This window comes from Rhizobium sp. P1_E1 (assembly GCF_056406015.1).
Window position 1 is genome coordinate 1 of the sequence record NZ_JBFUAY010000154.1, and the last position, 11,271, is coordinate 11,271.

The 11,271-nt window shown below is 61.6% G+C and carries 12 protein-coding genes; 10 read left to right on the forward strand and 2 right to left on the reverse strand.

Annotated features, from left to right (window positions below; genetic code table 11):
• Positions 1 to 713 (forward strand): ATP-binding cassette domain-containing protein (locus tag AC1D1Z_RS29030; protein ID WP_477852389.1); only part of this gene is annotated, 713 nt, incomplete at its 5' end.
• Positions 714 to 744: 31 nt separating this feature from the next.
• Here AC1D1Z_RS29030 and AC1D1Z_RS29035 read toward each other — a convergent pair.
• On the reverse strand, positions 745 to 1,959 hold the full coding sequence (locus tag AC1D1Z_RS29035) for a polyhydroxyalkanoate depolymerase (protein WP_477852391.1): 1,215 nt from the start codon (positions 1,957 to 1,959) through the stop codon (positions 745 to 747).
• A 122-nt stretch (positions 1,960 to 2,081) separates the two neighbouring features.
• On the opposite strand from AC1D1Z_RS29035, the gene AC1D1Z_RS29040 reads away from it, so the two are divergent.
• From AC1D1Z_RS29040 to AC1D1Z_RS29050, 3 genes are all read left to right on the forward strand, one after another.
• Entirely contained in the window at positions 2,082 to 2,735 is a 654-nt protein-coding gene (locus AC1D1Z_RS29040) for a glutathione S-transferase (RefSeq protein ID WP_222285862.1), read from the forward strand.
• Between the two features lie 114 nt (positions 2,736 to 2,849).
• Positions 2,850 to 3,668 (forward strand): bifunctional allantoicase/(S)-ureidoglycine aminohydrolase, encoded by an 819-nt coding sequence (locus AC1D1Z_RS29045; RefSeq protein WP_477852392.1) that lies wholly within the window; start codon positions 2,850 to 2,852, stop codon positions 3,666 to 3,668.
• Positions 3,669 to 3,687: 19 nt separating this feature from the next.
• Positions 3,688 to 4,221 carry a GNAT family N-acetyltransferase gene (locus tag AC1D1Z_RS29050; RefSeq protein WP_446948786.1) on the forward strand — a complete coding sequence of 178 codons (534 nt, stop codon included), beginning with the start codon at positions 3,688 to 3,690 and terminating at the stop codon, positions 4,219 to 4,221.
• A gap of 72 nt (positions 4,222 to 4,293) precedes the next feature.
• Here the strand turns inward: AC1D1Z_RS29050 and AC1D1Z_RS29055 are convergent, their stop codons facing one another.
• Positions 4,294 to 5,211, reverse strand: coding sequence for a LysR family transcriptional regulator (locus AC1D1Z_RS29055; RefSeq protein ID WP_477852394.1), 918 nt, complete (start codon positions 5,209 to 5,211; stop codon positions 4,294 to 4,296).
• Positions 5,212 to 5,335: 124 nt separating this feature from the next.
• Between AC1D1Z_RS29055 and AC1D1Z_RS29060 the strand changes: the two genes are divergently transcribed.
• From AC1D1Z_RS29060 to AC1D1Z_RS29085, 6 genes are all read left to right on the forward strand, one after another.
• On the forward strand, positions 5,336 to 6,124 hold the full coding sequence (locus AC1D1Z_RS29060; RefSeq protein WP_028732583.1) for a transporter substrate-binding domain-containing protein: 789 nt from the start codon (positions 5,336 to 5,338) through the stop codon (positions 6,122 to 6,124).
• Positions 6,125 to 6,196: 72 nt separating this feature from the next.
• A complete protein-coding gene (locus AC1D1Z_RS29065) occupies positions 6,197 to 6,910 on the forward strand; it encodes an ABC transporter permease (RefSeq protein ID WP_477852396.1) in 714 nt (237 codons plus the stop codon).
• A gap of 4 nt (positions 6,911 to 6,914) precedes the next feature.
• Positions 6,915 to 7,604 carry an ABC transporter permease gene (locus tag AC1D1Z_RS29070; protein WP_477852398.1) on the forward strand — a complete coding sequence of 230 codons (690 nt, stop codon included), beginning with the start codon at positions 6,915 to 6,917 and terminating at the stop codon, positions 7,602 to 7,604.
• Between the two features lies 1 nt (position 7,605).
• Positions 7,606 to 8,571, forward strand: a complete 966-nt coding sequence (speB, locus tag AC1D1Z_RS29075; protein ID WP_080763949.1) for an agmatinase — start codon at positions 7,606 to 7,608, stop codon at positions 8,569 to 8,571.
• Between the two features lies 1 nt (position 8,572).
• On the forward strand, positions 8,573 to 10,069 hold the full coding sequence (locus AC1D1Z_RS29080) for a M81 family metallopeptidase (protein WP_477852400.1): 1,497 nt from the start codon (positions 8,573 to 8,575) through the stop codon (positions 10,067 to 10,069).
• Complete coding sequence (locus AC1D1Z_RS29085; protein ID WP_047617963.1) at positions 10,062 to 11,198, forward strand: NAD(P)/FAD-dependent oxidoreductase; 1,137 nt, start codon at positions 10,062 to 10,064, stop codon at positions 11,196 to 11,198. Before AC1D1Z_RS29080 ends, AC1D1Z_RS29085 begins: the two co-directional genes overlap by 8 nt.
• The last annotated feature ends 73 nt before the right edge of the window (positions 11,199 to 11,271 follow it).

The following is an 11,271-nucleotide window of genomic DNA, read 5'->3' on the forward strand; positions in this document are numbered from 1 at the left end:
GTTCCATTCTCGTCGAGGGCAGGGAGGTGCTCGGCCTCGACAGGAAGGATCTGCGCGAGATGCGCAAATCCGTGCAGATGATCTTCCAGGATCCCTTTGCCAGCCTCAATCCGCGCATGACAGTCGGCGCAGCGATCGCCGAACCCTATCTCGAACACAGGATGGGCAATTCAAAACAGGCAAAGGACATCGTCGCCGACCTGCTGGTGAAGGTCGGCCTGTCGGCGGATATGGCCGCGCGTTATCCGCATGAATTTTCCGGCGGCCAGCGCCAGCGCATCTGCATTGCCCGCGCGCTTGCCTTGCGGCCGAAGGTCATCGTCGCCGATGAAAGCGTCTCGGCGCTCGACGTCTCGATCAAGGCACAGGTCATCAACCTGATGCTGGATCTGCAGCAGAGCCTCAACCTTGCCTTCCTGTTCATCTCGCACGACATGGCGGTGGTCGAACGCGTCAGCCATCGGGTAGCGGTGATGTATCTCGGCGAGATCGTCGAGATCGGCCCACGGGCCGCGGTTTTCGAAAATCCGCAGCATCCCTATACGAAGAAACTCATTGCGGCAGTGCCCGTGCCCGATCCAGACCGCCGCCATGAAAAGCGGATGGTGGCGAATGACGAGATCAAGAGCCCGATGCGATCAGTCGACTATCAGCCCGCGAGCACTTCTTATCGCGAAGTCGGGCCGGGCCATCTGGTGATGGCCGATCGGTAAACTTGCCATCGCGTTTCGGATTTGGCGGGCACTATTCCATCGCCAGGATCATGTTGCGTACGACGGGGTAGATTTCCCCCTCCCAGCGGCGGCCATTGAAGACGCCGTAATGTCCGACATTGGCCTGAAGATGATGGCGCTTCAGATGCGGGCGCAGCGCCCGACAGAGATCGTGCGCGGCCGAGGTCTGGCCGAGGGCGCAGATATCGTCGCGCCCGCCCTCGACGGTCAAAAGCGCGGTGTTGCGGATCTGGCCCGGATCGACCTTGCGGCCATGGTGGGTCAAGTCGCCGGTTGCGAGTTCCGCTTTCTGGAAGACGCGTTCGATGGTCTCGATGTAGAATTCCTCGGTGAGGTCGAGCACGGCGAAATATTCGTCATAGAAATTCTTGATCTTGCCGGCCTCGGCGGTCTCGCCCTTCGCCAGATGGTCGTAAAGCTTGCGATGAGCGTCCTGATGGCGCTCCATGTTCATCGACATGAAGGCGACGAGCTGGAGGAAGCCGGGATAGACGCGCCGTCCGGCGCCCCGATAGCGCCAGGGAACAGCTGCGATCAACGAATTCTCGAACCAGGCGAGCGACTTCGACACGGCAAGCTCGTTGACCTTCGTCGGGCTTTCGCGCGGGTCGATCGGCCCGGCCATCAGCGTCATGGTGCGCGGGGTGGCGGGATGCCGCTCTTCCGACATCACGGCAACGGCGGCCAGCGCCTGCACGCAGGGTTGGCAGACGGCGAGGATATGAGCACCCGGACCGATCTCCTCCAGGAAGCGGATGATATAGTCCACATAATCGTCCATGCCGAAACGCCCTGCCGACAGCGGCACGTCGCGGGCATTGRCCCAGTCGGTGATATAGACGTCGTGATCGCGCAGCAGGGTCTGCACGGTGCCGCGCAGGAGTGTGGCGAAATGACCGGAGAGCGGTGCGACGACCAGCACCCGCGGTCGCGGCGCGTCTGTTTCCGCCGCAAAGCGCAGCAGCGTGCCGAAGGGCATGTCGAGCACGGTCTCGACGGTGACGGGCGCCATGCGGTTGCCGATCATCGCAGAGGTGATGGCGAAGTCTGGACGTTCGTGGGTGATCTCGAAGCGTGAGATCATCTCCAGCGCGGCGGCGAAGTGCCGGCCCATACTGCCGACAGGTTCCCAGAACGCTGTCGCGGAGAAGATCTGCAGGCGCCGTGCCAGATCGCGCAGGGGCGCGATGAGATCATCCTGGAACTGATAGGCCTGATAGAGCATGGCCGAAATCTCCCGCACTGCCGCATCGATGCGGCGGTGCAAAAAATGCTAGTGGAATATGTCCTGCCATGCGAGAAGATTATCGAGGAAGAAGCAACATTGTCCGACAAGGATAGAGCCCGATGTCGCAGGCGGCACTGACGATTTCCTCGAAGAACTACTCCTCATGGTCTCTGCGCGGCTGGCTGCTGTGCCGGATGGCGGGGCTGGACTTCGCCGAAGTCCTTGTGGAGCTGGATGACGAGGCGCGCCAGGAACTGCTTCTGCTTTCACCGTCGGTTCTGGTGCCGAGGCTGACCCATGACGACGTGACGGTCTGGGACACGCTGGCGATCGCGGAATATCTCCACGAGGTGGCGCCCACTGCCGGGCTCTGGCCCGCCGAGCGCGCGGCGCGCGCCCGCTGCCGGTCGGTCTCGGGCGAGATGCATTCGGGTTTCCACAATCTGCGCTCGGCATTGCCGATGAACCTCAAGGCGCGGCATGAGCGTTTCAAGATATTCTCGGGCGCGCGGCCCGATGTCGAGCGCGTCAAGGCGATCTGGACCGAATGCCTCGAGGCAAGCGGCGGGCCTTGGCTGTTCGGGACCGCGCCGACCGTGGCCGATGCGATGTACGCGCCGGTCTGCACCCGCTTTCGCACCTATGCGGTGGAGTTGGAGCCGCGGCTCGCAGCCTATGTCGAGACGGTACTGTCCTGGCCGCTGATGGGCGAATGGACCGAAGGGGCGTTGGTCGAGCCGGACGAGATCGTCGAGCTGGAAGTCGAGTTCTGACGGAAACGCGGCCGCTCGGCTCCGCATCGATTTTCACGGTCGAATTAAGAGTTGCCTGGAAGGTGAGCGGCGCATAAAGCAGATGCAGTGCCAAATGCCGCGAAGCCTGGACCGATGAACAGAGATTATTATTCCAAACTCGGCGGACTGCCGCCGCAAACCGAACTGCTTTCCAGCAAGGCCGTCTTCAYCACAGCCTATGCGGTCATCCCGCGCAGCGTCATGACCGACATCGTCACCAGCGTCCTTCCGCATTGGACGGGGACACGGGCATGGGTTCTCTCCAGGCCGCTCTCCGGTTTTTCCGAGACCTTCTCGCAATATGTGATGGAAGTTCAGCCGGGCGGCGGAAGCGATCGGCCGGAGCCTGACAAGCGGGCCGAAGCGGTTCTGTTCGTCGTCGAAGGCGAGATGGCCGTGGAACTCGACGGCGTCAGCCATGCGCTCCGGGCCGGTTCGTTCGCCTATCTTCCGGCGGGTTCGGCCTGGCGCCTGAAAAACGGCGGCTCAACTGCGGCAAAATTCCACTGGGTCCGAAAGGCCTTTCAGGAGGTCGAGGGGCTGGAGCTGCCACCGGCGATCGTCACGCATGAGGACGAACATGCCATCCAGGCAATGCCGGACACCGATGGACGCTGGGGGACGACCCGGTTCATCGATCCGGCCGATGTCCGCTACGACATGCACGTGAATATCGTGACTCTGGAGCCGGGCGCCGTGATCCCCTTCATGGAAACCCATGTCATGGAGCATGGTCTCTATGTGCTGGAGGGCAAGGCGGTCTATCGGCTGAACCAGGATTGGGTCGAGGTCGAGGCCGGCGACTTCATGTGGCTGCGCTCCTTCTGCCCGCAGGCATGTTACGCGGGCGGCCCCGGCCGTTTCCGCTATCTGCTCTACAAGGACGTCAACCGTCACATGACGCTCTGGTAGGATCTATCGCAGAGGGACGATGAGGCTCGAAAGCGAACGTCTGATTTTGAGGCCCTGGCGACAGGATGATCGCAAACCCTTCGCTGCGATCAATGCCGAACCCGACGTCGTCAGATATCTCAATCCTCTGACCGACGAACAGTCGAATGCGATGCTCGACCGCATCGACCTTCACTTCGAGGATCATGGCTGGGGGTTCTGGGCGCTGGAGGAGAAGGCAAGCGGCGCGTTGATCGGCCTCTGCGGCCTCAGCAATGTTTCGCCGGCTTTGCCGTTTGCCCCTGCAGTCGAAATCGGTTGGCGGCTTTCAGCGTCTCGCCACGGCGCCGGATACGCGCGCGAGGCCGCGGAACGGTCTCTCGACTTTGCGTTCAACGATCTGAAGCTTGACCGCATCGTCAGTTTCACTGTGCCCGCAAACAGCAATTCCTGGGGTTTGATGAGACGGCTGGGGATGAGCCAGATCGGTGAGTTCGATCATCCCAATTTGGCCGAAGGACATCCGTTGCGCCATCACGTGCTCTACGAACTGCGATCATCAAACGGTATTTGAAACCGGACATCATTGCTCGTGCCGGCCGTTTATGGGGCGGCGTGACAATTCATAACCTGTGAGACTCGCCGCTCAGAGCCCGAAATCGATCTTCGAAAGCTCCTTCAAGAACAACGTCTCGGGCACCGAAAGCCCGATTTGCGGATTGGTAACGACAAAGGCTGCAGCGCAGGGTTCGTCGCGATAGGGCGGAAGGCGCCACAACTTTCCCTKGTCGACATACGGTTCGGCGAGATGCAACGGCAGGAAGCCTATTCCGAGGCCGCATTCGATCATCCGCCGTATCTCGCTGACATAGCTCGACTGACCTCGTACCCGTTGACCGATCGAGGCGCTGGCGCGGTAGGCGGTGACATCGCCCATATGCGTGCCGCCGAGTACATCTGCGGTGAAGCCGATAAATGGTTCGGCGCGCAGTTGTGCGACGTTCAAGTCCCTGCGGCCAGCCAACCGGTGGATCGCGCCGCAGAACAGCCCAAACCTCTCTCGCATCAACTCGCGGGAAGCGAGGAAATCCGGGATCACCCCGTCAGAGATCCCGAAGGTGCAATGACCGAGTTCTACGGCACGGATGATGGCGGCGGTGGTGCTCACGGTGATTTCCAGATCCACACCTGGATACCGCGCGAAGAAAGACGTCAGCGCACGATCCAAAGTCTCGTTCACCACCTGGTCGATCATGGCGATCTTCAACCTGCCGGACAACGCCGCTGGCGCCGCTTCGAAACCGACCGGCAAGCGGGAAATCGTGGCGAAAATCGATCGGACCTGTTCGAGCAGCATTTCGCCCGCGGGCGTAGGGATCAGGCCGGTACGGCTGCGTTCCAGAAGCTTCGTGCCGGCCGTTTCCTCAAGTCGCTTGATCCCCTGGCTGATCGCCGGCTGGGTGCGGTGCATCACGTCGGCGGCCCGTGTCATGCTCCGCTCCTGCGCCACGACCATGAATGTGTGCAGCAGGTTCCAGTCAAGTTGCCGGACGAAATCGACCATCTGCACGCCTCCATAAGCGAAATTTATTTCTAGAAGAAGAAATAAGAATTTTCAATATTCGCCATGTTCCGGAATCCTGAACTGCCCTCGGAGCAAAACCCGCACCCATCAACAGGAGACCGCCATGCGATATCTTAGAATCCTCGCCCTGATTGCCGCTGCTGCCTCGACCAATGCGGTGGCGGATGACGGCGTCGTCCGAATGGGAACTGAGGGCTACTACCCGCCGTTCGAGTATTTTGACAGCGCCGGCAATCTCAACGGCTTCGATATCGACATCGGCAACGCGCTCTGCGATGCGATGAAGGTGAAATGCGAATGGGTGTCCACCGATTGGGATGGAATCATCCCGGCGCTGAATGCCAGGAAATTCGACGCCATCCTCTCCTCGATGGCGATCACCACTGAACGCGCGAAGGTGATCAGTTTCACCGCTCCCTACTATTTCAACCCCGACCGCTTCGTCGCGTCCAAGGAATCGGGACCGAAGAACGCGCTGCCAGCCGATCTGAAAGGGCTGGTGGTCGGCACCCAATCAGGCACGACCGAGGTCGCGATCCTCAAGCAATATTTCCCCGAAGTGGAGGTGAAGCTTTATCCCAAGCTTGATGACGCTCTGCTCGACCTCGACAATCAAAGGCTTGATTTGGTCCTGGCCAGCCAGTTCGTGCTGGCGGATTGGCTCGCCAAGGACAGCGGCGCCTGCTGTGATTTCGTCGGAGAGGCCTTCGGCGATGACGGCATGAAGGGCACCGGGATCGCCGTCCGCAAGGACGATGAGGCGCTGCTGAAGCGGCTGAATGACGCGCTGGCCGAGATCCAGGCCAACGGCACCTATGGCAAGATTCGCGCGCGCTATTTCAAATTCGACATCATGACACAACCGAAGCTCGCCGGCGAAATCTTCAACTAGTCTGCAACCAGGTTGGACGCCACACAGTCAGCGTCCAGCCAGCCCCGCCAAGCAATCGGAAGACAATTCGCGATGGAGTTCATCTCACTGCTGTTATTCAGCGACGAGGGCTGGGGAGACGAGCTGCTGCGAGGCCTGAGTGTAACACTGGCACTCGCCTTCGCCACCGCTCCGCTGGCCCTGGTCCTATCCTTCCTGCTGGCTTGGGGCAAAAACGCCCGCAGCCCGATTGCCCGCTGGTTCGCGTTCGCCAGCACGACAGTCTTTCGTAGTCTGCCCGAGCTGTTAACCCTCGTCATCATCTACTACCAGCTCCAACTGCTCCTTGACTGGGTGGTGCATCTCGCTTTCCCGAACACCAGCATTTCACTCAACGCCTTTGCGGCTGGCGTGGTGGCGCTGACGCTCGTCTTCAGCGCGCTTGGCAGCGAAGTCGTTCGTGGCGCCTATCAGGCGGTCGGCAAGGCACAGGCAGAGGCGGCGGCATCGCTGGGCCTGCACCGGAGACAAGCCTTCTTCCTGGTCGTCCTCCCGCAGATGTGGCGGCATTGCATTCCCGCTTTCGGCAATCTGTGGCTGATCCTTCTGAAGGATACGTCGCTGGTTTCAATCATGGCGGTCAATGACCTCGTTCGTTACACTAATATGGCGATCTCGACGACCAAGAAGCCATTCTTCTTCTATACCGTGCTCGCCCTGATCTACGTCGCGCTGGCTTTGCTGTCGGGTATCGGTCAGGCGCTGTTGGAACGGCGCACGGCTCCTCGCGGCGGTAGGGGGCGCTAGAAAGATGCTGACGCTTCTTGCCGACAATCTCGCCCTATGGGCCCAAGGACTTCAGAATACGGTTGCGCTGACATTGCAGAGCGCGCTCATGGGCTTCAGCTTGGCGCTGCCACTCGCACTGGCCCGGCTCAGTCGCAACCGGACAATCTCCGGCATGGCCTATGGATATGTCTACCTCATGCGCGGCACGCCGCTGCTGGTTCAGGTTTTTCTGATCTATTATGGCCTTGGCTCCTTCAGCCGCGAACTGCGGAATATTGGCCTTTGGTGGTTCTTTCGCGACGCGTTCAATTGCGGGCTCCTCGCCTTCGCACTCAATTCCGCGGCCTATCAGGCGGAAATCTTGCGCGGCGGCATCCAAGCCGTGCCGCGAGGGGCGATCGAGGCAGGGCGGGTGCTCGGCCTTTCGACCGCGCAGATTTTCCGCAAGATCGTGCTGCCGATCGCCACGGCACGGATGCTGCCGACCATCGGCAATGAACTGGTGCTGCTGCTCAAGGCCTCGGCCATCGTCAGCGTGATCACCGTGCCCGATATCATGGGCCAGGCGCGATCCCTCTACGCCCAGAGCTTCGACCTCACCGTCTTCTACGTGGCGGCGCTTAACTATCTGGCCGTCGTCCTCTTGATCGAAGCGCTCTGGCGCCGCCTCGAGGGTCGCAACCGATGGCTACACTTTGCAGGAACAGTTTGAAATGAAAATACAATCCAACCAGAGCGTCTTCGGCCATGAAGGTGTGTTCCAGACCGCGCCTGGTCCGGACGGGACCTATGTGGAAATGCCTTATTCCGGCCTCCGCACATTCCTTCGGCGCCGTCCTAGCCTGGATTTCACCGGCGTCGATCTTGTCCTCTATGGCATTCCCTTCGATCTGGCGACCTCCGGCCGCTCGGGTGCACGCTTCGGCCCTTCCGCGCTACGCGAAGCCTCGACCCAGTTGGCCTGGGGCGAGGTCTGGCCCTGGGGTTTCGACCCCTTCGACCGGCTCTCGGTGGTGGACGCTGGCGACGTGCCGTTCCGGCGTGGGCAGCCGCAAAAGATGCTGGAAAACGCGGTGGATTTCGCCCGCCGGATCGTCGCGGACGGGGCCGGAACGGTCATGCTGGGCGGCGATCACAGCACCACTTACACCGCCTTGAAGGCCCATGCCGAGCGGCACGGGCGGCTCGCCTATGTCCAGTTCGACGCTCACCGTGACACGCAGGCGAGCGAGGAATTCGACCATGGCACATTCGTGCATCATGCAATGTGCGATGGATTGATCGACCCCGCTCACGCAATCCAAATCGGTATCCGCACCCATTACGATCACACCGACCCGATCACCGTGCTCTACCGTGACTGGCTGCACGAACATGGTTGGCAGGGTGCCCTTGCCCGCCTGCGCGAAGTGGTGGGCGATAGGCCCACCTATCTGAGCATCGACATCGACTGCCTCGATCCTTGCTTTGCTCCCGGCACAGGCACCCCGGTCGTCGACGGACTGGCGCCGCACGAAATCCTCTCGATCCTGCGCCAGACGACCGATGTCAATTTCGTCGGCATGGACCTCGTCGAGGTGGCGCCACCCTATGATCCGACCGGCGTGACAGCGCTCCTGGGCGCCTCGCTGATCCTGGAATATATCTGCGCCCGCGCGGCAGGCCGGCAAGGAGTATAAGATGGRCTTTCGCGTCGCTCTGATCGAATTCTCTCACGAAGGAAACACCTTCACCATTCGCTCGACCCCGATCGAGGCCTTCCATGCCAGCCGCTATTTCCAAGGTGCCGAGATTGTCACGAAGATGCGCGGCACCAATTCCGAGATTGGCGGCGCCCTCGATCTGGCCGAGGAGAGGGGTTGGGAGGTTGTGCCAATCCTTGCCGCTCATGCCCAGCCGGGCGGCACGGTCACCGAAGCTGCGCGCCGCACGATTACCGCAGATGTCGTTCGCGACCTTGAAGCGGCCGGACGGATCGACGGGACTTTCGTCGCACTCCACGGCGCGATGGTCACCGAGACATCCGAGGACGGCGAGAGCCAGTTTCTCGCCGCCATCCGTTCAGTGGTAGGGGCCGACCTCCCGATTGCGGTGACCCTCGATCTGCATGCCAATATCTTCGATGCAATGGCAGGGCTTGCCGATATCGCGGTGAGCTTCAGGACCTATCCCCATATCGACATGCGCGAGCGCGGACGCGAGACCTGCACGCTGCTTCATGCAGCAATGGCTGGCGAGACAGCGCCGCGCCTGCTCGTCGCCCGGCCGCCGATGCTGGTCGGCTGTGACGACGGGCGAACGACCGAGGACGGGCCGATGTGCCGGCTGCTGGAAGACGCAGCGCGAGAAATGATGACGCCGGGCATCCTCAACGTCTCCGTCAACGCCGGTTTCACCGATGCCGATGTCTGGGCGGCAGGCCCGAGCGTTCTCGTAAATTACGACGCAAGGATAGCTTCTACCGTCACGGCACAAGCAGCCGCCGACAGAATCTGCGCGCGGATATGGGACTTCCGCGACGACTGGGCCCGGCCGATCCCTCTTCGCGATTGCATCGCACGGCTGAAGGCGCACAACTCCACTGACAAGCCGATCGTGGTGGCCGACTTCTCCGACAATCCGGGCTCAGGCGGCTATGGCGACAGTACGACATTGTTGTCTGCACTGCTTGACGCAGGGCTGGTCAATATTGCTCTCGGTGTGCTCTACGACCCGGAAGCGGCTGACCTTCTGGCATCCGCGGGTGTCGGCGCAGAATGCACGATTTTGCTCGGCGGCAAGACGGATCCGGGCACGGGCGGTGGGCCGATTGAAGTCACGGGTACTGTTGCGGCCATCTCCGATGGGGCCTTTACTTTCGAAGGACCGATGTTCACCGGCCTTCCCGGCACGCTCGGCCGCTCCGTTTCTTTCCAGGTCGGCGGGATAGAGGTGCTGATCGCGTCTGAAAACCAACAGATGCTCGATGCCAACATCTTCCGCGCGCTCGGTATCGAACCGGCGGCGAAGACGGTCCTGGCGGTGAAATCCATGCATCATTTCCGCGGCGCTTTCGCCCCGCTCGCAAGTGAGATCCTCGTGACCGATGCCGGCGGACTATGCTCGCCGGATCTCACCCGCCGCAGCTACCGCAATATCCGACGCCCAATTTTTCCACTGGATCCAATCAATGGCTGAACATTTTGACATTGCCATCATCGGCGGCGGCATCGTCGGTGCCGCACTGGCACATACCATCGGCAATCGCCGCTCGGTCGTGCTGCTGGAGCGGGAAGAGGCATGGGGCTATCATTCCACCGGCCGCTCGGCGGCGGAATTCTCGCTGCGCTTCCAGTCCGAAGGCGCGGGGCGGCTGATCCGGGCGAGCGCCGGATTTCTTCAGACGCCTCCGGATGGGTTCTGCGATGTGCCGCTCATCCGGCCGCGCGGTAACCTCTGCATTGCCCAGGCCGAGAAGGCCGCGCATCTCCATCAGGTCTTCGAAGCCGAGCGCAACAAGAGCCCGCCCATGGCCCGGCCGCTTCAGCTGCTCTCGGTTGCCGATGCGCTGGCGCTGGTCCCGTTTCTCGACCCCGACTGGGTCGCGGCTGCGCTCTATGACCCGGATTGCTGGGACATCGAGGTTGAGAGCCTGCTGCAGTCCTATCTGAAATCGGCACGACGCGCCGGGGCCGACCTGCGCCGCAAAGCCGAGGTGACGGGCGCCCGAATGGAAGGATCGGCATGGCGGCTGGAGACGACCGGCGACGATCTGCTGGCCACGACAGTGGTGAACGCGGCGGGCGGCTGGGCCGACCCCGTGGCGCTCCATTTCGGCGTGACGCCTCTCGGCCTGGTGCCTCATCGCCGAACAGCCATCACCGTGCCAGTTGAGGGCTACGATGTTTCGGCCATGCCCGAAGTCAACGAAATCGACGAGGATTTCTACTTCAAACCGGATGCCGGCCGCCTCCTGGTTAGTCCGGCGGATGAGACGCCGGTCGCCCCGCATGACGCCTGGCCGGAAGAATTGGACATCGCCCAGGCGGCGCAATATCTGAGCGACTGCACCAAGCTCGAAATCCATCGGATCTCCCATAGTTGGGCGGGCCTGCGCACCTTCGCGCCGGACCGGCTGCCGGTCATCGGTGCCTCAAAGCGGGTGCCGGGCTTTTTTTGGCTTGCCGGGCTCGGCGGGTTCGGTATTCAAAGTTCGCCGGCGGTCGCTGCACTCGCGTCGTCGCTGCTTCTGGAAACGCCGATTCCGGCAGCCCTCCGCCAGGAGGGGATCACTGAAGAAACCTTCTCGCCGACCCGCTTCGAATAATGGGCTTGCCCAGGCCATGTCAGGTTAACGGCAGTTAGAGGTGCTATCTGATATTTGGAGAACCTAATCCAAG